Raw genomic sequence first — 19,675 nt, forward strand, 5'->3', positions numbered from 1 at the left:
CGCGCCACCGCCTTCGCCGTCAGGAAGACCTCACTCATGAGCGCCCAAATCGCCCCCCGTGTCCACTTCGGTGCCGCGTACTACCTCGAGTACCAGCGAACCCCTCGCCTCGAGAGGGACCTGGATCTGATGGTCAAGGCGGGCTTCACTCTGATCCGGGTGGGGGAATCTGTTTGGTCGACGTGGGAGCCCGAGGACGGCGTGTTCGACCTCGACTGGCTGCAGCCCGTTCTCGATGCCGCACACACACGCGGCATCAGCGTCATCCTGGGCACGCCGACGTACGCCGTTCCCATGTGGCTGGCGCGCAAGTTCCCCGAGATCGCCGGTGAACGGGAATCGGGCAGGCGGACCGGATGGGGTACTCGGCAAGAGGCGAACTTCACCCATCCCGCATTCCGCTTCCACGCCGAGAGAGTCGTGCGCAAGATCGTCGGGCGGTATGCCGGCCACCCGTCCATCATCGGATTCCAAGTCGACAACGAGCCGGGAAACGAGCTCTTCCACAATCACGACGTGTTCCAGAGATTCGTGGACGAGTTGCGTCGCCAGTATGGAACGGTCGACCGCATCAACGCGGAGTGGGGTCTTACCTACTGGTCGCACCGGCTGTCGACGTGGGCGGATCTGTGGACGCCGGACAACAACTCGCACCCGCAGTACGACCTCGCGTGGCGTCGCTTCCAAGCGCGTCTGACGACCGAACTCATCACCTGGCAGCGGGATGTGGTGCGCGAGTACGCGCGCCCAGATCAATTCGTCACGACCTGCATCTCCTACGATCGCCCCGCCCTCCGCGACGACGCCCTCGGTGCCGCGCTCGACATCACGTCGGGCAACCCGTATTACCGAATGCAGCATCATCTCGCCCTGCCCGACCCCGCCGCGCTCGACGTCGAACAGTCTTGGTACACAACCGGCACGTGGGCGATGTACCGCACCGCCGACCGAATGTGGTCTACGAAGCAGGCTCCGTTCCTGGTGACCGAGACCGGGGCCTCATCGATCTGGGGATCGAGTCTGAACGAGCCGCCTTTCCGGGGGCAGCTCAGGCAGGCGGCCTGGGCGCTGGTGTCGCGCGGTGCGCAAGCGATCGAGTACTGGCATTGGAACTCGCTCCCCTACGGCGCCGAGACCTACTGGGGCGGGGTGCTGCCCCACACGAATGAGCCAGGGCGGATCTACCACGAGCTCTCGGCAATCGGCGACGAACTCGGCCGCGCGGGCGAGGACGTCCTGCAGCTCGTCCCCGAGGCGGATATCGGCATCCTCTACTCCACCGACTCGAAGTGGGCGATGGCGTTCCAGCCTCCCCTGGGACTGGCCGAGCCAGATCCGCGCGCGTACGAGCGGATCGTCGATGGGTGGTACCGCGCTGCATTCGACGCTCGCCTCCAGGTCAGGGTCATGCAGCCGCGCCACCTGTTCGTGGAGACCCCGCAGACAATTGCGGAGGAGCTTCCCGTGCTCGTCGTCCCCGGGTTCTACATCGCCAGTGACGAGCAGCTCACCTGGCTGCGGGAGTATGCAGCCGCCGGAGGCCATCTGGTCCTGGGGATCCGGTCGGGCTACGCCGACGTGGAGGCGCGTCCGCGTACAGACCGCCAGCCCGCTCAGCTCGCCGAGGCCGCCGGAGTTACCTACGACGAGTTCTCCAACGCCGGCAGTGTGCCGGTGCGCGGCCTAGGCGGGTTTGACGTCCCAGCAGCAGCGACGGCGCGGCTGTGGGTCGATTCACTGCAGGTGGCCGAAGGCGCTGAGGTTCTCGCCCAGTATGACCACCCGCACTTCGGCGAGTGGCCTGCCGCCACGACGCGGCCGCACGGCGAGGGGCGTATCACCGTCGTCGGGACGCAGCCAGACCCGGCCTTCGGTGGTGCAATCCTGCGCTGGGCGGTGCCGCGCGCAGCCAACGAAGAGTGGGTCCGGGAGCGCGATGGTCAGGGTTCGGTTACCGTGACGGGCGCTGTTCCCGAAGGCACCGCCCCCGGCGGGGCCGCGCGAGCGGTGCGCTACGTGCACAACTACTCGTGGCAGCCGACGACCTTGGTCGTCCCGGTCGACTGCGAAGACCTGCTCGCCGACAGGGATGCCGCTGGAAAGCGGCCCGTGCTGCCAGCGGGTTCCGGGTTGGAGCTCGGTGCATGGGACGTCCGGGTACTGCGCGAGGTCAGGCCGGAGGCTACCTGACGCTACGGCGGGGACACGTGTTCAGGTGAGATGCTCAATTCTCGAGACTGACCGGGACCGGTTCGCGTCGAGCACGGCCTGGCGTTGCGCGTCGATGGGCACCGGCCCGCTGGCCGTCAACACCTGGGAGCACCGATCGAGCACGACATCGGGGCTGCGCCTCACGAGCGCCACCAGCTCGGAGCCGCCGTCGCGCGGTGCCTGGTGGAAGGTCGCCCTGAACTTCTACGCGGAGTCGAGGGGCACTTCCGCCGCCCGGGGATGGCGGGCGCGCGTGATCTCCGCGTCGGCGCCGAGTTCGGCCGCGAGCACGACCAGCGCGGCCTCTGTGGGGTCGCCGATCACGACGCCCGAGAGCATCGCCCGCAAGGGAGAGCCCGGACCCGCCTCGTCGGCCTCCCGGCTGCTGATCACCGCTTTCAAGCAGGAGCTCCACGAGTTCGCCGTCGAGATGCTGGGCCCGGCAGGTCTCCTCACGCGAGACGCGGACGACGCGGTTCAACGTGGCCGCTGGCTCACCGGCTTCCTCCGTACCAGGGCTTCCACGATCGGCGCCGGCACGGCTCAGATCCAGCGCAACACGGTGGCCGAGCAGGTCCTCGGCCTGCCGCGCGACCCCGCGATGCCGCGCGGGCCACGCCTCGAGGATCCGGCCAGGAGAAACGATGATCACACTCGGCTACGAAGCCTCCGCAGAACAGTTCGGCCCGCGCGAACTCGTGGAGCTCGCGGTGGACGCGGAGCGTCAGGGATTCGAGTCGGTAGCCGTCAGCGACCATTTCCAGCCGTGGCGCCACACCGGCGGCCACGCCCGTTTCTCGCTGGCATGGATCGCGGCGGTCGGGGAGCGCACCGAGCGCATTCGGATCGGCACGAGCGTCATGACCCCGACGTTCCGATACAACCCGGCGGTCATCGCGCAGGCGTTCGCGACGCTCGGGTGCCTCAATCCCGGCCGGGTCTGGCTCGGGGTGGGACAGGGGAAGCGCTCAACGAGATCGCGACCGGGTTTCGCGGCGCCGGGGCACAGGACTGGCCGGACTTCCGGGAACGGTTCGCGCGGCTGCGCGAGTCCGTGCGGCTCATGCGCGCGCTCTGGGCGGGGAGAGTGTGGACTTCGACGGCGACTATTACTCCACCCACGGCGCGTCGATCTACGACGTCCCCGATGGCGGGAGCCCCGTGTGCATCGCGGCGGGTGCACCGGTTGTGACGGAATACGCCAGCCGCGCAGGTGACTGGTCCATCTGCACGTCCGGCATATGGCGGGAGCTCTACGTCGACAAACTGCTCCCGGCCGTCGCCGAGGGCGTCGCAGCGTCGGCCCGGAGCAGGGACCGGATCAACCGCATGATCGAGATAAAGCTCTCGTATGAGCAGACGCGGGAGGCGGCGCCTGGAGAACACCCGCTTCTGGTCGCCCCTGTCGCTTTCGAAGGAGCAGAAGCACGACATCGCCGACCCGCGAGCGATGGCGCGGGCCGCGGACGCGCTCCCCATCGATCAGGTCGCCAAGCGCTGGATCGTGGGATGCGAGCCCGATGAGGTCGTGTCGAAGATCGCGGAGTATGTCGGGTGGGGCTTCAACCACCTCGTCTTCCACGCGCCAAGGCACGACCAGAGCGGTTCATGTCGCTGTTCGAACGCGACCTCGCTCCGCGACTGCGGGCTCTGCCCGAGGCGAAGGCCGGGGTCGGAGTCGCGGCGCCCCCGCCGGCCGGGCGCGATGAGCCGGGTCTGACGGGTTCGGCTTTCTCGGGGCCTCAGCCGGCGACGCGCTGCGAGGCGGCCCGGGCGGCTCGGCTCTCCTCGAGGGCGCGGGCGATGCGCAGCACCGCCTCGCGCAGAAGCGGTCGGGGTAGCGCGAACACGAATCGTGCGTGGCCGACAGCCGCCTGGCCGCATGCCGCGCCGTCGGTCATCGCGACCCGGGCGTGCTCGCGGAACCACTCCCCGAGATCGCCTTCGATGCCGTAGGCACGGAAGTCGATCAGCGCGATGTAGGTGCCTTCCGGGAGCGTCATGCGAGCGAGCGGCACGTGCTCCGCCAGCAGCGCGGCCAGCAGGCGGCGGTTGCCGTCGAGGTAGTCGCGCACGTCTTCCAGCCAGCCGGCGCCGGCGCTGTACGCCGCGGTGTTCGCGAGCGCTCCGAGCGTGGACGTGCCGTGGCCCGCCCAGGGCCCGAAGGTCTCCCAGGCTTCGGCATCCGCGTCATTGGAGAGGATCACCTGCGCGCACTTCAGTCCCGCCAGGTTCCACGCCTTCGAGGCGGATGCCGCGGTGAGAGTGTGCGCGGCCGCGGCGTCCGACACCGACGCGTAGGGCACGTGCGCCGCCGGACGGTACACGAGCGGGGCGTGGATCTCATCCGAGAAGACCCGACCCTCCTTGGCAGCGACCAGCTCGGAGAGGGCGATCAGCTCGTCGCGGCGGAAGACGGTGCCCAGCGGATTGTGCGGGTTGCACAGCACCACCATGCCGGCGCCGTCGTCGAAGGCGCGTCCGATGGCGCCGAGGTCCATCGTCATGCGACCGTCGACCTCGACGCTGGGGACCTCGATGACCTCGCGCCCGTGTAGCTGCGGCACGAAGAGGAACGGCATGTACGCGGGAGTCGGCACGATGACGGCGCTCCCCGGGCGGGTGAACTTCTCGATCGCCAGCTCGAAGGCGGCGATGACGTCGGGCACGGGGTGCACGCGCTCGGCGGGCACCGCCCAGCCGTACGTCGCGGCGTACCAGTCCGCCGTTGCCGCGGCCATGTCGCCGGCGACCTGGGCGGGGAGGTAGCCGGTGAGCCCCCGGTTCAGCGCTGCGGTGAGCGCGTCGTTGATCGCGGGGGCGAGCCCGAAGTCCATCTCGGCGACGAACGCGCCGATGGTGTCGGGAAACGTCGTCCATTTGACGCTGCCGGCGGCACGCAGGTCGCGCTCGGTGATCGCATCGAAGTCGGGGTGCGGGGCCATGCTCATGTCGTGGGCAGCTTCACCGTGCCGGTGCCCGGGTGCTCGTGCGGCATGCGGTCGCGGTCGTAGGTGATGTCGGTGAAGCCGTGCGGCTTGGGCTTGCCGTCGTCGTCCAGGCTGACGAAGACGATCTTCTCGATCGTGAGGATGCGCTGCCGAGTGATCATGTTGCGCACGACGGCGCGCATCGTGAGCGAGGTGCGGCCGAAGTGGGTCGCGGTGAGCCCCATCTCGATGAGATCGCCCTGCAGGGCCGAGGCCTCGAAGTTGATCTCGGAGATGAATTTCGTCACCACTCGGTAGTTGCCGAGCTGGAGGATGGCGTAGATCGCCGCTTCCTCGTCGATCCAGCGCAGCAGACTGCCGCCGAACAGCGTGCCGTTGGCGTTGAGGTCCTCCGGCCGCACCCACTTTCGGGTGTGGAAGTTCACACCCTCCTCCGACCAGTACCAGGCAGATTCATCCGTACGCGTCATGCCTCCACGCTACGCCTCTCGGCTCTGGGACTGTCCTCCGGCGGCCGGACGTGCCATGCTCGAGAGATGGGGTTGTCACCCTGCGTGGTCACGCAGGCGTGCAAGCGTCGGGGGGCGTGCATGAAAATCTTCGTCATCGCGGAGTCCGCGGTCACGAACTCGTTGGGGCGCGCGATCAGTCTCGCTGTTGTGGGGACCGAACGCGCGACGACGGAGTTGTGGGCGGTCGACGACGGTCCGGTGTGGACCGGCGCACGGCACTTCGACCTGGACATCCGCCGCTTCGACGGCAGGGATCCCGCTGCGCTCATCGCCCGCATCCGAGACGCGGCTGCCGACGGGCCGGTGCTGGTCTGGATATCCAAAGGCTTCTCGCCGCTGGACCGCATCGCCTCGGCGCTGGCGGGTCGGGCGAACACGACCGTCATCGCCGACTTCGACGACGACGACGTGAGTCTCATGCGCGAGCAGGTGGCGAAGTCGTGGAAGACGGCCGTGCATCTCAACGTGCTGCACCGCAAGTCGCCCACGCAGGTGCGCAGGGCGCAGACTCGCATGGCGCGCGCCGCGGACGGCTACACATTCTCCAGCCGCACGCTCGAGCGCACCTACCTTGACCGGGACCTGCCCCGGCGTGCGTCGGCGATCGTTCCGCACGCCCGTCCCGACGGGTGGCTCGTCGCCGAGCGCGGCGCGCGTGCGGCCGGGCCGCTGCGGCTCGCCTACCTGGGCACGGTGCGTCCGCACAAGGGCGCCGACAAGGTGCTCGCCCTCGTGGAGGCGATGCCCGAGATTCACTTCTCGAGCTTCTCGGGCTCTTTCCGCCCCGCCGGGGGTGGCGCGACATGGCACTCGATCGGTGCCGAGGCGGCGCTGTCGGACGTGTATGCCGATATCGACTTCACCCTGGTTCCCCAGGACCTGCTGAGCAGTGCGGCCCGCAACCAGCTCCCGTCGAAGATCGTCGAAGCGGCCGTGTTCGGAGTGGCCGTGGTCGCCACGCCCACTCCGGTCATCGAGGAGTATTGCGCGGGCGCCTACGTGCCGATCGAGGACTGGAGCGATCCGCAGGACGTCGCGCGACGCATCCGGGCGGCGGACCCCGTCGCGCTGGGAGCGGCCATCCGCCGGGTGTTCCTCGACCGGTTCTCCTCCACCGTCTCCGGAGCCGCGCTCGGGCGGCTGCTCGAGGAGGTCCCGGCGCACGCGCCCTCGCGGTAGCGACGCGTGCGCCGATCGACAGCGGGTCACCTCATGCGGGCACCCGCGTTGCGGGCAGTTCCGCTGCCTGCTCGATGCGCAGGCGGTCGACGAGCCTGCCCGAGGGCAGCTCGACGTCGGCGTACGTCAGGACGGCATCCTTCGGGATGTCGCGGACGGTACGGCATCCCTCGGCGACGCCGATGGGGAGCAGGTCCTCGTCGCTCGTGACATCCGCCCGCTCCGCGACCCCGTAGGTGTGGTAGCCGCCCAGACCGTCGATGACGGTGCCCGCCGGCAGGTCCTCCTTGGCCACGGCGACCACTTCGACGGTCGGCGCGCCCAGCGGCTGCAGAGCGGCATCTCGGAAGAGCACCGCGCGCGCGACCGTGTTCGGCACTTCGAAGTGGCACAGGTGGTACGGCGTGTAGAAGCTGTAGAGCGGTCCCTCGCCGAGCTTGTACAGATTCAGGTAGTGCCGCTGCTTGGGGTCGTCATGGGTGGCCAGCACGAAGACACCCGGTCCGGGCTGGGCGCCCACGACGTAGTCGACGACGCCGCCGCGGCGCTCGAGGTCCTCGACGTCGTACGCGCCGGTGAGCTCGTCGACGTGGCCGTGGTGGTCCGCTCCCCGCATCCCGCGGCGCTCCACGGTCATACCGGTCGCGTTCGCGACGATCGCCTGTTCGAACGACACCTTGGTGCCGTCGGCGAAGCTGGTGACCATGTAGGGATCCTGTCCCCACTTGGCGGCGAAGCCGGCCTGTGTCGTGGGGGTGCGGTATTCGTCCTGCAGCCCTTTGATGTTGCCGCAGACGAGCGGACGCAGACCCAGCCCCCGCACGAAGCGCACCAGGTTCATCTCGACTCCGGGCTGGTCACCGTCGCATCCGGTGAGGATCACCCCGGCATCCTTCGCCCGCCGGTGCAGGATCGGCCCGACCGTGCCGTCCACCTCGGCGTTCATCAGCACGATGTCCTTGTGAGCGCCGATGGCGTCCAGCACCACGTGGCAGCCGTACTCGACGGCTCCGGTGGCCTCGATCACCGCGTCGACGGATGCCGCGTGGTTCGCCGCGCGGAAGTCGGTCGTGACCGCGACCGCCCCCGCGGCGACGGCGGCATCCACCTCCGCTGCGGTCGCCGCGCGCCTGACGTCGGTGACCCCCGCCTCGCGCAGCGCAGCCTCGGCCTTCTCCAGCGTGCGGTTCACCACCACGCTCACGCGCATGCCCGGCACGCTGTGGGTGATCTGGTTGATGAGCCCACGCCCCATGAAACCGGCGCCGACGATGGCGACCCCGATCGGCCGCCCTTCGGCCTCGCGCTTGTGCAGCGCGGTGTCGATGATGATCACGTCGGGTCCCCCGAGACGGCGGCGAGTTGCTCGCTGGTCCAGGTGTCCAGCAGCGGCCACGACATGTCCTTGGGCGACGCGTCCGCGACGGGGAGCGGCCAGGAGAGCCCGAGCGCCGGGTCATCGTGGCGCAGGCCGCGTTCGGCGCCGGGGGCGTATGCCCCGCTCACCATGTAGCTCACCTCGGTCTCGTCGACGAGCGTCTGGTACCCGTGGGCGAAGTAGGCCGGGACGAACAGGGCTCGCCGGTTCTCGGCGCTGAGCTCGATCGACACATGCTGCAGGCGGGTGGGCGACCCCCAGCGCATGTCGACGATTGTGTCGACGATCGCGCCTCGCGTGCAGCGGATGAGCTTGCTCTCGGCATGCGGCGCCACCTGGAAATGCATGCCGCGGAGCGTGCCGGCGCGGTAATTGAAGGAGATGTTGGCCTGCTCGACATGGGGATCGAGTCCTGCCTCGGCGAACTCCGCGCGGTCGAACGCCCGGGCGAAGAACCCGCGGTCGTCCTGGCGCGCCTCGAGATCCACGATGGCCACGCCCGCGATCGGGGTGGGGGTGAAGATCACGGCATCCTCCAGAAGAGTTCGTCATCCACCTGGCCGGTGCGGCGCAGGTAGTCGAGCTGGGCGAGTCGGGTGAAGCCCCGGCTGAGGAACAGGTCGGTGTCGAGGTCCACGGATTCGAACACCGACAGGAGCTGCTCGACACCCGTCTGCGCATTCCATTCGCATTCGAAGCCGGGAAGCACCTCGCGGATGCGGTCGAACGACACCCGGTAGCTGCGGTTGTCGCCCCCGCTGGCGCCGAAGCTCAGCTCCGCCTCGGGGAGCGCTTCGCCGATGATCTCGGCGATCTCCCGCACCTGGTAGTTCTGCTCGTCGGAGCCGACGTTGTATATCTGCCCCCTCACCGCTTCGGCGGGGGCCTCGAGGGTCATCCGAATCGCGCGGGCGATGTCGAGGGCGTGCACCAGCGGTCGCCAGGGTGTGCCGTCGCTGGTCATCGCGATTCTCCTCGTCGTCCACGCGAGTCCGGCGAGGTTGTTGAGCACGAGGTCGAAACGCATGCGTGGCGACGCACCGAACGCGGTGGCATTGCGCAGGAACGTCGGGCTGAATGACTCGTCGGCCATCGGCCGCACGTCGCGCTCGACCATCGCCTTGCACTCGGCGTAGACCGTCTGCGGGTCGATCGGGGAGTTCTCGTCCACGACCCCCTCGGCGACGCCGTAGACACTGCACGAGGACATGTAGACGAAGCGCCCCACCCCGGCTTCTTTGGCGAGGGTCGCCAGCCGCACGGAGCCGGCGTGGTTGATGCTGCGCGTCAACGCGGGGTTGAACTCCCCCAGGGGGTCGTTGGACAGCTCCGCCATGTGGACGACCGCATCGACCCCGCGCAGATCGTCGGCCGTGAGCGAGCGGACGTCGCGCACGAGGGTCATCGGTGTGAAGTCGACGCCGTTGTACAGCCAGCCCGCCTTGTAGAAGCCGGTGTCCACCGCGACGACTTCGTGTCCGGCGCGCGCGAGCTCGGGAGCCAGCACCGAGCCGAGGTACCCCTCGGTGCCCGTGACCATCACCTTCACGTCAGGACCACACCTTCCACGGAGCCTTGTCGGTATCCCAGAGCTGGTTGAGCTCCGTCCAGTCGCGGTAGGTGTCCATGCCCATCCAGAACCCGTCGTGGCGGTACACCCCCATCTGCCCGTCTGCGGCGAGCGTCTGCAGCGGCTTCTTCTCCAGCAGCAGGTCGGGGTCGTCGTCGAGATAGGTGTCCACCATCTCCCTACGGAAGCCGAAGAACCCGCCCGACACCCACCCGTCGGCCATCGTCGGCTTCTCGTTGAACTCCGTCACCTCATCGCCGTCGACGTGCATCTCTCCGAACCGGCTCGTGGGATGCACGCCTGTCACCGTGCCGATCTTCCCGCTGGCGACGTGCTGACGGTAGAGCGCGTCGAGGTCGACGTTCCCGATGCCGTCGCCGTAGGTCATCATGTAGAACGGCTGGTCGAGGTACTCGCGCACCCGCTTCACGCGCGCGCCGGTGCCGGTCAGCAGCCCGGTTTCCACGAGCGTCACCTCCCAGTCCTCCGACGGGGTGTGCCCGTGCCAGTCCACTGACTCATCGCCGGCGCCCAACTGAACGGTGAAGTCGCGTTCGAACTTTCCGTAGTCGAGGAAGAAGCGGCGGATCAGATCGCCCTTGTACCCGAGGCACAGGATGAAACGTCGGAAGCCGGCCGCCTCGTACGTCTTCATGATGTGCCAGAGGATCGGCTTGCCACCGATGTCGATCAGCGGCTTGGGCAGCTTCTCGCTCGCCTCCCGGATGCGCGTCCCCATGCCACCGCAGAGGATGACGACGGGAATATCGGCTTTCGGGGGAACTTCGGTTGTCGGTTCAGCTGCCATGTCGGCGCGCTCCTCTCTGGTGTGGTCGGCGTCGCCGGCGACCGGGTGTCATCGCGATGGCGATGGTCAGTGGGCCGTGTCGCCCGGGGCGAGTACGGCGCGGAAAGTGCGGAACAGGATGCCGATGTCCCCGAGCAGCGACCAATTCTCGACGTAGTACAGGTCGAGGCGGAGGGACTCCTCCCATGACAGGGCGGACCGTCCGCTCACCTGCCAGAGACCGCTCATGCCGGGCTTGACGATCAGGCGTCGTTCGGCGGCGAAGTCGTAGAACGCCACCTCGCCTGAGCGCTGCGGCCGAGGCCCCACCAGGCTCATGTCTCCCAGGAGCACGTTCAGCAGCTGGGGGAATTCGTCGAGCGAATGCTTGCGCAGCACGCGCCCGATCGGCGTGATGCGGGGGTCCTGCTCGATCTTGAACAGCGGGGCGTCGTCCTTGCCCTGCTCCGCGAGCAGCTGCGTCAGCATGGCGTCGGCGTCAGGCACCATCGTGCGGAACTTGATGAGCCGGAAGGGGCGTCCGTCCTTCCCGATCCGCTCCTGGCGGTAGAAGACCGGCCCCGCGCTGGACGCCCTGACCAGAGTCCCGAGGATCACGAATAGGGGAGCCAGCAGGATGAGGAGCATCACGGATCCGACGATGTCGACGGTGCGCTTGACCAATCTCTGGCGGCCGGTGTACCGCGGCGTCTCCACGTGCACCAGGGGAAGCCCGGCTACCGGCCGGGTGTGCAGGCGCGGGCCGCCGATGTCGGTGAGGCTCGGCACGAGGATCAGGTGCTGACGGCCTGCTTTCAGCCGCCAGCTGATCTCCTTGACCTTGCGCACCGGCAGCGCCGCGTCGCTGGCGACGATGAGGGTGTCGGCATCCACCATCGACATCATCATGATGACGTCGTCCGCCGGCCCGAGGAACGGTACGCTCGCGCCACGGCAGGTGAAGTCCGAACGGCTTCCCGGGCCGCTGAGACCGACGACGAGATAGCCCGCTTCGGGGTTGCGGTCGAGTTCGGCCGTGATGCGCGCGTTCTCCTCGTCGTCGCCGATCACGAGCGCCCGCGCCATGCCGCGGCCCGCCCGCCGGTGAGCCTTGAGCCGCTGGCGCCACAGGTAGCGCGTGATGAGGAGGCAGGCGAGGCCCAGCGGGAACCCGAGCAGGATGTAGCCCCGGGAGACCGGCGTCATCGTGAGGTAGGACACCACAGCCAAGATCGCGAAGAGGTGCACGGCCGAGCTGATCACGAGTCGGTACTCGGACATGCCCATCCCGACGACGCGTTCGCCGCGCGATCCCGAGACCGCCAGCGCCACCTGCCAGCCCACGATGAGCGCAACGGAGAGCCACGTGTAGCTGAGGGCGGTATCACCCAGCTGACGGGTGTGGTCCCCCACCGTCGCCGAGAACCACACGTACTGCGAGAGGAACACCGCGATGAAGATCACCACGGAGTCCGACAGCCACAGCATGCGCCGATAGGCGAGCCGCCAGTCGACGGCCGCCACTTCGGCGGTCGACAGCGCCGCCAACGGATTCAATGCCACGTTCCCCCCCAAAAGGCTCGTGTTCGTTCAACAGGTGCGCCCGCGGGCGCGTCAAGGCAGCGTCTCGGCGCCGCCGTTCTTCCCCGACTCCCGGAACCGCGCACGCGAATTCCTGAGAGTCTCATCCCCGGATCTGGAAGCCACGCCCCCCGGCATGCTCCCGCTTTTCGGCTTGGTCTCGTCCCCATCGAGGCGGGCGAAGTCCGGAAATTCCAGCAGGTCCATCTCTGCGCTGTCGGCATCGCGATCGCCTGCGTCGAATGACAGGTAGGACTCGGTCAGGTAACTGGTCGCGCCGCGCGCGGTGACGCGGTTGGCCACCGTGCCGGCCAGACGTGCGCCGACCTTCTCGAGAGAGGCCGTGGCCGCCCGGATGGCGTCACGTCTCGTTCGATCCACGGCGACCACCAGCAGCACGCCCCCGACGCTTCGGGAAAGGATCGCGGCATCCGGGACGGGCAGGAGAGGCGGCGTGTCGTAGAGCACGACGTCGTAGATATCCTGCAGGTGGGCCATCAGATCGCGCATGTGCCGCGACCCCAGGAGCTCGCTCGGGTTGGGCGGTATCCGACCCGAGGCCAGCACGTGCAGGTTCGGCGATCCCCAGGTCTGGACCACCTCGGCGAAGAGCGCGCGACCGATGAGCACGTCGGTGAGGCCGGCGCCGCCCTCCAAAGAGAGAGACTCGTGGATCTGCGGGCGGCGGAGGTCCGCTTCGACCAGGAGCACGCGTGACCCGTTCGCAGCGATCGAATTGGCGAGGTTGAGCGCGACCGTGGACTTTCCGTCGCCGGGCCCGGGGGACGTGATGGTGAACGTCGCGGGACCGTCGATGTCGAGGAACTGCAGGTTGGTGCGGAGGATGCGGAACGACTCCGCCGCCGGGGTGCCGAGGCCGTCGTCGATGAGGGCCGCCTCACCGCGGCCGCGGGAGATCTGCGGGATCGCCCCCACGATCGGGGCGTCGGTCACCGCCTCGACGTCCTCCGTGGAGCGGACCCGGGTGTCGATGAGTTCGCGCAGGATCGCCGCCAGCGTTCCCAGCGCAAGCCCCGCGAACAGGCCGATGCCCAGGTTGAGCAGGACGTTCGGGCTGATCGGCGTCGTGGGCGCCTCGGCGAAGCGCACCTGCGTCATCTTCACCGGGGTCATCGCCGTCGGGACCGTGCCGTCAGCCGCGACCGCACCGGTGGTCGACTCGACCTCCGACACGACGACCGACAGGTTCGTGATGATGGCGTTGGCGATGCTCGCCGCCATGGCAGGCGACGAGTCGCTGACCGTCACCTCGAGCATCGTGGTGGAAAGCGGGATCGACACATCGATGCGGGCTGCGAGCTGGGCCGGCGTCACGTCGAGGCCCAGCTCCTCGATCACGCGCGAGGTGACGATCGGCTCGGTGGCGAGGCTCGCATACGTGCTGACGCGGCGCTCGGTGAACGCGTTGCCCTGCGTGAGCTCGTTGACGCTCGCCCCGGTCTCGCTCGTGATCAGCGCAACGCTGGTCGCCGAGTACACCGGCTTCGTGGTCGTAGCAGCGACCCACCCGGCGAGCGCTCCGGCGAGCGTCACAGCGAGGATCAGAATCCACGACCGCCGAACGATCCGCGCGTAGTCACGACTGCCCATACATTCCCCATCACGTAGGCCACGACGGAGACTGCCCCAGCTGTTCCCCAGCTAGCCCCCCGGCTTGCGCCGACGATACGCACCGGAGGCAGGGAACCGCAAGGGCTATCTGCGATCCGGTGTTTCGGATAGGGTGGCCACGCGCGCCCCCCGACCGCACCGCACTGCACTCTGGGGGATTGCCATGCGTCAAGATGTTTCCGCGCCGAGCGGGTCGTCGGGGGAGAAGACCCTCCTCACTCTGCTGTGGGTCGAGTCGACGACGGACTCCACGGCGGCCGGTGCTCATCTGCGCGGCACCCTCGCGCGCCTCGCGCCCGAATTGTTCGACCTGCGCGTGATCACGCGGTCGACCGACGGACCGTCGTGGCTGCCGGGGCGGCTGCGCAAACCCTGGCGCATCATCTCGGTTGTCGGCCGTGCGAAGCTGGCGCGCCCGCGCGGCGTGCTGCTGGCGCGGTGGAGCCCGTTCGTGGCCCTGGTGAGCCGGCGGTGGACCCGGCGCGGGAGGCCACTCGTGCTGTTCGTCCAGGGAAACCTCGACGACCTCTACGATTCGAACCCCTGGACGCGCCGCGCGCCGTGGCTGACGAACCTCGCGCTCGCCTCGATCCGCGAGGCGACGGCGGTGGTCACGCCGAGCGCCGGGCTGGCGGAATGGGTCGGCACGGTTCGCGGAGCAGGGGAGCAGCCGACGGTGACGGTCATCCCCAACGGCGTCGACCTGCCACTGTTCGAGAGCGCGCGCAAGGACGCCGATCAGGTGCGCGAGCCCTCGGCGGTGTTCTTCGGCAACATGGCCACCTGGCAGGGCGTGGACACGATCTTGCAGGCGCTCGCCGATCCGCGCTGGCCCGCTGACCTCGCGCTCACGGTGATCGGAGACGGTCCCCTCGCCCGTGAGGTCGCCGACAGCGTCGACCCGCGCGTGCGCTACCTCGGGCGCCGCTCGAAGAGTGAGGTGGCGGCTGTCGTCGCCGGAGCCGAGATGGCATTGGCGACGCGAAGCGACGTCGCCGCCAGCGCCACCGGGGTGTCTCCGTTCAAGGTCATCGAAGCCGCCGCGGCCGGTACGCCTGCCATCGTCACCCGCGTTCCCGGCCAGACCGAGCTCGCGACCGACATCGGGGGCGCGGTGCTCATTGCGCCGGGCGATCCGCAGGCGCTCGCGCAGGCCGTCGCCGACCTTCACGCCGACCCGGAGCTGCGGGCACGCCTGACCGACCGTGGGCTGGCCGGCGTGCGCGCCTACGACTGGGCCTCGCGCGCGGGCGACCTCGCCACGGTGGTCACCTCGGTCTCCGCCTCCGCGAGTCGTCCGACGGCGGACGCCACCCGGCTGGCCGGTCAGCGCCGATGACGGCCCTTTCCGAGCGCCGACAGGCGAGGGTGGGGGCCCCGGGCGGCGGGCCCCCGATGGATGCGCTCAAGTACTGGCTGGTGTGTGCCACGCTCGCGCTCGGTGCCATCGTCGCCGCGCTCAGCCACGCGCTGCTGCCCGGCAAGCTGTTCCTCGACGAATCGATCATCCGCCGCTTCATCGGCGGCGCGCTCCGTGTCGAGGGACCCAGCTCGTACGGGACGACCGCGTGGCTGTACCGGGTCACCGGGCTGGCGGACATCCCCAACCTGTTTCCGGTCCTCGCCTACCTCGTGTTCGCCGCGGGCGTGCTCATCGCCATCACATGGCGCGGCATCCCCGCCATGTCCTTCCCTGAGCTGGCGGTCGTGGCAGGTTCGCTGTTGCTGGGGGCGGTCTATCTCTCCCAGTACTCGAAAGAGTTCTTCGTCCTCCCCCTGGTCATCGTGCTCATGCTCGCGCGCCGCTCTTGGGTCATCGAGGTCACCTGGATCTGTCTTGCCCTGCTCTACGCGGGGTTCGTGCGGCAGTACTGGTTCCTGGTCCTCGTGCTCTACCTGGCCCTGCGCCTGCTCATCCCCCGATTGCGTTCGGCGTGGCTGCTCGTTCCCATCGTCATGATCGGGTTCGCCGCGATGACCCTGGCGTTCAACCTCGTGCTGGGCACCGACCTCACGTTCTTCCGCACCGACACCAACAACGCCTTGTACATCGATCGCTCCACACGCATCGACGACCTGATCCCGGGGGAGTCGCTCCCCATCCAGTGGCTGAACGCGGTCGTGATGATCCTCGCGATCGCCTTCCCGGTGGCCCTGGTCCTGTCGGGGGAACCCCTCCAGATGATCACCGGCCTCTTCGTGGCGCTGTGCTGGGTTCTCGTGGCGCTGCGCTCCGCGCGCGTCGTCGGCAGGCCCGGTCCCGGAGTGATCCCACTGGCGTTCCTGCTGGCCTTCCTCATGGTGCAGTCGGTCTTCGAACCGGACTTCGGGTCGTATGTGAGACACATCACGCCGCAGCTGCCGCTCTTCCTGGCGCTCTTCGTTGCCACCGACAGGCGGCCGGGAGTCGGATCATGAAGATCGTCCACGTGACCGAGACGCTCGTGGGCGGGGTGCTCGCGGCGCTCCTGGCGTTGTCCGCCCGACAGGCGGCGCTGGGGCACGACGTCTCGGTGCTCTATCCCGTCAAGGCGACCGTTCCGTCGTCTGACGAGCTGCAGGCCCGATTCCATCCCGACGTGCACCGGGTCGAGCTCGCGTTCCGCGGCCGGGTGTCGGCGTTGCAGACGCTCCGCCGTGCCATCCGGCGACTCGGCGACGATGTCGACGTGGTGCACCTTCATTCGACGTTCGCCGGCATCGCCGGGCGGCTCGGACGGGTCGCGCCGCGGGGCAGCGTCGTGGCGTACTCTCCCCATGGGTTCGCTTTCCTCCGCGAGTCCTCCTCCCGGCTCAGCAACGTCGTCGCGCTGACGCTCGAGCGGGTTCTGGAACCGCAGTGCGAGGGACTCGTGCTCGTGTCGGAGTCTGAGGATGCCGTCGCCCGTGACCGTCTGCGCGGTTCACGGCGGCATGTGCTGCGCAACGGCATACCGGTCGATGGCCTCCCTATGGCCTCGGGCGGCGCGAGCGGCCTGCCCCTCGTCGTCGCATCCGGCCGGCTGGGAGAGCAGAAGGGGCCCGACCGGTTTGCGGACATCGCCAGGGCGCTCGCCGGCCGGGCAGAGTTCGTCTGGATCGGCGACGGCTCGGCGGAAGCGCGAGAGCGCTGGATCGGGGACGCGCCGGTGAGGGTGACCGGGTGGCTTCCGCACGACCAGGTGGTCGCGCAGCTCGCGGCATCGGACGTGTTCCTCTTCCCGAGCAGGTGGGAAGGCATGCCGATCTCGCTCATGGAGGCGCAGGTGATGGGGGTCCCCGCGGTGGCCACCGACATCGTCGGCAACCGCGACGTGATCGTCGACGGTGAGACGGGCTACCTCTGCAACGACGTCGACCAGATGGCGGCGGCGGTGGCGCGGCTCATCGACGATCCCGAGGAGCGGCGCAGGCTCGCCCGACGCGCCCGCGGGGTGCAGCCGGAGCGGCTGTCGGACTCCGCGCTGGGACCGGCGTCGATCGGGATCTACCAGCGGATGCGGCAGCGGACCGCGGGGGTCAGCGCCGCAGGATGAGCACCGCGTCGGTCCAGCCGGGGGGCCACGCGACGGTGACGTCGGCGCCCGCGGTGCCCGAGGAGACGAAGAGCTCTGCACCCGACGCCGGATCCGCCCAGTGGATCTCGAAGGCGGCCGTCGGGTGCACCGCCGTGGTGTCCACGCGGACGTTGCCGCGCGGCTCGCCGAAGTACACCAGTGCCCCTCGGCCGTCCGGCAGCGTCGCCGCACTGACCGCGTCGGTGCTCTCGGGGGTGCCATAGCCGTCGGGGAGCAGGCGCCCGGCCGGCGTGTCCGCGGTGACCGGGGTGAGCTCAGCGTCGCCCTGGCGGGCGAGCAGCGAAGCGAGCGTCCCGATGTCCCGCGCGCTGTCGTCGGCGAGGGCTTCTTTCCAGCCATCGCTCACCCGCCACACGAAGGAGTGGCCGTATGAGAACCCGGCGGCGCCGGCGAACAAGGCGTGATACGCCTGGGCGCGGAGGGCGCGGCGGTCGAGCTGGGGCTCCCCCTCCCGCCCTGCGTAGTAGGCCTCCCAGAGGACGACGGGCCTGACCGTCTCCCGCGCATACTCTGCGGAGACTTGGGCGGCGGGGTAGGCGCCGCTGTACGCGGCGGAGATCGTGTACCAGGGCTCACCGCCGAAGTGCTCCTCCGCGGTCTTGCGCCGTGCCGTGTGGTACGACATCAGCTGAGGAACCGACGCGCCCTCCTGCAGCGCCCTCCCCATGACGTTCGTCGCTTCGACGCGGGACCCCCGGCCGAGGCCGCCGGGCACGCCCGCGGTGGACTGCTCAGTGGCATCCGGCTCGTTGTCGCCTCCCAGCAGCCACCAGATGTGGTCGAGATGCCCGTAGCGGTCCGCGAGGAAACTGCCGTAGCTGCCGGCGCGACGCGTGGTGAGGTGCCCGCGCCACCCATCGCCCCATCCGCCGTACCACGAGGGGACGAGGCAGGCCACGAGACCGAGGTCTCGACACTTCTGAAGGCACCAGTCGATGTGGCCCCAGTAGTCGTCCCCGTCGGCCGAGGTCTGCGGCGAGTCCAGCATCCCCGTTGCCGTGAACGGGGTGTGACCGTAGACGTTGTCAGCCTGCGGCGAGAAGTCCAGCACCGACATCTGCAGGGCGGTGTACCCGGTCTCCCGGCGCGCTGTCGCCAGTGTCTCGAAGTCCTCGCGCGTCATCCGGCTGGGGGCGTTCCATGCCGTGTCGGCGAGGTAGACGAACGGGCGGCCTTGCGCGTCAACGAACCCGCGACCGGTGTCGGAGACGCCGACGGGGAAGGACGTGCCAGGGCGTGCAGTGGCGGGAGGGGTGGCGCCGGGGGTCGTCGGCGCGAGCCCCGGCTCCTGGCTGCGCGCGATCGCCAGGCCCGCCAGCGCGGCGACGGCCACGCCGCCGGCCCCGATCAGCCCGTAGCGCAGCACGGTGCGGCGGTCGAACGTGCGTGGCGTGCCCGAGGGCGGCGTCGACGCTCGGGCATGCCCGACGCCCGCGCGCTCCCCCTGCGCTGATCGTCCCTGTCCGTCCCCATCCGGGTGTGAGATCACGGGACCATGCTAAGGGGAAGGCGGGCACGGCCGGCTTGACGGTCTTGCGGGGTGTGTCACGGATGTGTCCACGCCGACGAGTAGGTTGGAAGTGTCGTGCGGGAGCGTCCCTGACCGACCGAGGACACACCACCGGGTCCGCGCAGCGCTGCAGGAGGATCGATGGGCGAGATCGTGCTCGTCGCCGTGCTGGTCGCGGTGTGGGTCGTTCTCGGCCTGGGCGTGGCACTGGTGGTGGGCCGCGTCGTCCGCCGTGGCGACGAGGACAGTCGTTTCTTCGGCAGCTGGCACGCGCGTCGCACCGGCCAGGCCCCTCCGCGACGAGCCGATCGCCGCAGCGACGACAGAGACGGCTGACGGCCCCGCGCGGCTGCGCGCCCCGCCCGCGGCTCGCCTGCCGCGTCGCTCAGTCCGGGAGGAAGTACTGCTGCGCCAGCGGCGCGACCTCGAGGTCCTCGGCATCTTTCCGCGTCACCCAGCGGAGCTCGGCGATCTCGGCCGCGGGGCGTGGGCGCTGCGTGCCGATGTCGGCCGCGAAAACGTCGGCGACAACGACGAAGCCGGGTTCGTTCGCGGCGGCGGCGGTGTACGCGCCGAGCGGCTGCAGATCGTGGGGATCCACCCGCACTCCGATCTCCTCGGCGAGCTCGCGGCTGAGGGTCTCGTCCGGGGTCTCGCCCGGCTCGGGCTTGCCGCCGGGCTGCATGAAGGCCGTCGTGCCGGTCTTGCGCACCAGCAGCAGGCGCCCGTCGGCGTCGACGATCACGGCCGCCGACACGTGGATGCGGCGCGGTGAAAGGTCGTTGGCGGGTGTCACCCCGGCACGGT

At 69.4% G+C, this 19,675-nt stretch carries 18 protein-coding genes and 2 pseudogenes; 9 read left to right on the plus strand and 11 right to left on the minus strand.

Annotated features, from left to right (window positions below; genetic code table 11):
• Positions 1–36: 36 nt before the first annotated feature.
• Positions 37–2,190: a beta-galactosidase gene (locus QNO21_RS01125; RefSeq protein WP_257519855.1), complete on the plus strand. Its 2,154-nt coding sequence runs from the start codon at positions 37–39 to the stop codon at positions 2,188–2,190.
• 225 nt (positions 2,191–2,415) lie between these two features.
• On the opposite strand, the gene QNO21_RS01130 is transcribed toward QNO21_RS01125, so the two are convergent.
• Positions 2,416–2,604 carry a hypothetical protein gene (locus tag QNO21_RS01130; protein WP_257519934.1) on the minus strand — a complete coding sequence of 63 codons (189 nt, stop codon included), beginning with the start codon at positions 2,602–2,604 and terminating at the stop codon, positions 2,416–2,418.
• Here QNO21_RS01130 and QNO21_RS15370 point away from each other — a divergent pair.
• From QNO21_RS15370 to QNO21_RS15380, 3 genes and pseudogenes are all read left to right on the plus strand, one after another.
• A pseudogene (locus tag QNO21_RS15370) lies at positions 2,519–2,731 on the plus strand (hypothetical protein); the annotation flags it as partial. The gene QNO21_RS01130 and the pseudogene QNO21_RS15370 sit on opposite strands and share 86 nt — an antisense overlap.
• A gap of 124 nt (positions 2,732–2,855) precedes the next feature.
• Positions 2,856–3,137: pseudogene (locus tag QNO21_RS15375) on the plus strand (LLM class flavin-dependent oxidoreductase); the annotation flags it as partial.
• 163 nt (positions 3,138–3,300) lie between these two features.
• Complete coding sequence (locus QNO21_RS15380) at positions 3,301–3,735, plus strand: LLM class flavin-dependent oxidoreductase (protein WP_350338833.1); 435 nt, start codon at positions 3,301–3,303, stop codon at positions 3,733–3,735.
• A gap of 218 nt (positions 3,736–3,953) precedes the next feature.
• Here the strand turns inward: QNO21_RS15380 and QNO21_RS01140 are convergent, their stop codons facing one another.
• Together QNO21_RS01140 and QNO21_RS01145 are read right to left on the minus strand one after the other, a co-directional pair.
• Positions 3,954–5,162 carry a MalY/PatB family protein gene (locus tag QNO21_RS01140; protein WP_257519856.1) on the minus strand — a complete coding sequence of 403 codons (1,209 nt, stop codon included), beginning with the start codon at positions 5,160–5,162 and terminating at the stop codon, positions 3,954–3,956.
• Entirely contained in the window at positions 5,159–5,632 is a 474-nt protein-coding gene (locus QNO21_RS01145) for an acyl-CoA thioesterase (RefSeq protein WP_257514723.1), read from the minus strand. Before QNO21_RS01145 ends, QNO21_RS01140 begins: the two co-directional genes overlap by 4 nt.
• 120 nt (positions 5,633–5,752) lie before the next feature.
• On the opposite strand from QNO21_RS01145, the gene QNO21_RS01150 reads away from it, so the two are divergent.
• Positions 5,753–6,853 carry a glycosyltransferase family protein gene (locus tag QNO21_RS01150; RefSeq protein ID WP_257519857.1) on the plus strand — a complete coding sequence of 367 codons (1,101 nt, stop codon included), beginning with the start codon at positions 5,753–5,755 and terminating at the stop codon, positions 6,851–6,853.
• Positions 6,854–6,884: 31 nt separating this feature from the next.
• Here the strand turns inward: QNO21_RS01150 and QNO21_RS01155 are convergent, their stop codons facing one another.
• The 6 genes from QNO21_RS01155 to QNO21_RS01180 form a co-directional block, all read right to left on the minus strand.
• Complete coding sequence (locus QNO21_RS01155) at positions 6,885–8,189, minus strand: NAD(P)H-dependent oxidoreductase (protein ID WP_257519858.1); 1,305 nt, start codon at positions 8,187–8,189, stop codon at positions 6,885–6,887.
• Positions 8,186–8,758 (minus strand): dTDP-4-dehydrorhamnose 3,5-epimerase family protein, encoded by a 573-nt coding sequence (locus QNO21_RS01160; protein ID WP_257514719.1) that lies wholly within the window; start codon positions 8,756–8,758, stop codon positions 8,186–8,188. Before QNO21_RS01160 ends, QNO21_RS01155 begins: the two co-directional genes overlap by 4 nt.
• Positions 8,755–9,771 carry an NAD-dependent epimerase/dehydratase family protein gene (locus tag QNO21_RS01165; RefSeq protein ID WP_257514718.1) on the minus strand — a complete coding sequence of 339 codons (1,017 nt, stop codon included), beginning with the start codon at positions 9,769–9,771 and terminating at the stop codon, positions 8,755–8,757. Before QNO21_RS01165 ends, QNO21_RS01160 begins: the two co-directional genes overlap by 4 nt.
• 10 nt (positions 9,772–9,781) lie before the next feature.
• A complete protein-coding gene (locus QNO21_RS01170; RefSeq protein WP_257514717.1) occupies positions 9,782–10,609 on the minus strand; it encodes a sugar phosphate nucleotidyltransferase in 828 nt (275 codons plus the stop codon).
• Positions 10,610–10,675: 66 nt separating this feature from the next.
• Complete coding sequence (locus QNO21_RS01175) at positions 10,676–12,151, minus strand: sugar transferase (protein ID WP_257514716.1); 1,476 nt, start codon at positions 12,149–12,151, stop codon at positions 10,676–10,678.
• Positions 12,152–12,202: 51 nt separating this feature from the next.
• The gene (locus QNO21_RS01180) at positions 12,203–13,780 is read right to left on the minus strand and encodes a tyrosine-protein kinase domain-containing protein (protein ID WP_257514715.1); all 1,578 of its coding nucleotides are present in this window, start codon (positions 13,778–13,780) and stop codon (positions 12,203–12,205) included.
• 184 nt (positions 13,781–13,964) lie between these two features.
• On the opposite strand from QNO21_RS01180, the gene QNO21_RS01185 reads away from it, so the two are divergent.
• The 3 genes from QNO21_RS01185 to QNO21_RS01195 are packed head-to-tail and all read left to right on the plus strand — an operon-like array spanning position 13,965 to position 17,316.
• On the plus strand, positions 13,965–15,140 hold the full coding sequence (locus tag QNO21_RS01185; RefSeq protein WP_257519859.1) for a glycosyltransferase family 4 protein: 1,176 nt from the start codon (positions 13,965–13,967) through the stop codon (positions 15,138–15,140).
• Between the two features lie 56 nt (positions 15,141–15,196).
• Complete coding sequence (locus tag QNO21_RS01190) at positions 15,197–16,219, plus strand: hypothetical protein (protein WP_257514713.1); 1,023 nt, start codon at positions 15,197–15,199, stop codon at positions 16,217–16,219.
• Positions 16,216–17,316, plus strand: a complete 1,101-nt coding sequence (locus QNO21_RS01195; RefSeq protein WP_257519860.1) for a glycosyltransferase — start codon at positions 16,216–16,218, stop codon at positions 17,314–17,316. Before QNO21_RS01190 ends, QNO21_RS01195 begins: the two co-directional genes overlap by 4 nt.
• On the opposite strand, the gene QNO21_RS01200 is transcribed toward QNO21_RS01195, so the two are convergent.
• The gene (locus QNO21_RS01200) at positions 17,300–18,847 is read right to left on the minus strand and encodes a glycoside hydrolase family 140 protein (protein ID WP_257519861.1); all 1,548 of its coding nucleotides are present in this window, start codon (positions 18,845–18,847) and stop codon (positions 17,300–17,302) included. The genes QNO21_RS01195 and QNO21_RS01200 overlap by 17 nt on opposite strands.
• A gap of 162 nt (positions 18,848–19,009) precedes the next feature.
• Here QNO21_RS01200 and QNO21_RS01205 point away from each other — a divergent pair, with 162 nt between their 5' ends.
• Complete coding sequence (locus tag QNO21_RS01205) at positions 19,010–19,204, plus strand: hypothetical protein (RefSeq protein ID WP_257519862.1); 195 nt, start codon at positions 19,010–19,012, stop codon at positions 19,202–19,204.
• Between the two features lie 49 nt (positions 19,205–19,253).
• On the opposite strand, the gene QNO21_RS01210 is transcribed toward QNO21_RS01205, so the two are convergent.
• The gene (locus QNO21_RS01210) at positions 19,254–19,664 is read right to left on the minus strand and encodes an NUDIX hydrolase (RefSeq protein ID WP_257519863.1); all 411 of its coding nucleotides are present in this window, start codon (positions 19,662–19,664) and stop codon (positions 19,254–19,256) included.
• Between the last annotated feature and the right edge of the window lie 11 nt (positions 19,665–19,675).

Origin of the sequence: Microbacterium sp. zg-Y818, assembly GCF_030246905.1 — a bacterium.
GTDB lineage: Bacteria > Actinomycetota > Actinomycetes > Actinomycetales > Microbacteriaceae > Microbacterium.

What these genes read in the sequence shown, in the direction of transcription:
- QNO21_RS01180 (WP_257514715.1), bottom strand. Translation starts at nt 13,780, where the DNA reads ATGGGCAGTCGTGACTACGCGCGGATCGTTCGGCGGTCGTGGATTCTG.
- QNO21_RS01145 (WP_257514723.1), bottom strand. Translation starts at nt 5,632, where the DNA reads ATGACGCGTACGGATGAATCTGCCTGGTACTGGTCGGAGGAGGGTGTG.
- QNO21_RS01150 (WP_257519857.1), top strand. Translation starts at nt 5,753, where the DNA reads ATGAAAATCTTCGTCATCGCGGAGTCCGCGGTCACGAACTCGTTGGGG.
- QNO21_RS01190 (WP_257514713.1), top strand. Translation starts at nt 15,197, where the DNA reads ATGGATGCGCTCAAGTACTGGCTGGTGTGTGCCACGCTCGCGCTCGGT.
- QNO21_RS01185 (WP_257519859.1), top strand. Translation starts at nt 13,965, where the DNA reads ATGCGTCAAGATGTTTCCGCGCCGAGCGGGTCGTCGGGGGAGAAGACC.
- QNO21_RS01165 (WP_257514718.1), bottom strand. Translation starts at nt 9,771, where the DNA reads ATGGTCACGGGCACCGAGGGGTACCTCGGCTCGGTGCTGGCTCCCGAG.
- QNO21_RS01170 (WP_257514717.1), bottom strand. Translation starts at nt 10,609, where the DNA reads ATGGCAGCTGAACCGACAACCGAAGTTCCCCCGAAAGCCGATATTCCC.
- QNO21_RS01205 (WP_257519862.1), top strand. Translation starts at nt 19,010, where the DNA reads ATGGGCGAGATCGTGCTCGTCGCCGTGCTGGTCGCGGTGTGGGTCGTT.
- QNO21_RS01125 (WP_257519855.1), top strand. Translation starts at nt 37, where the DNA reads ATGAGCGCCCAAATCGCCCCCCGTGTCCACTTCGGTGCCGCGTACTAC.
- QNO21_RS01140 (WP_257519856.1), bottom strand. Translation starts at nt 5,162, where the DNA reads ATGAGCATGGCCCCGCACCCCGACTTCGATGCGATCACCGAGCGCGAC.
- QNO21_RS01195 (WP_257519860.1), top strand. Translation starts at nt 16,216, where the DNA reads ATGAAGATCGTCCACGTGACCGAGACGCTCGTGGGCGGGGTGCTCGCG.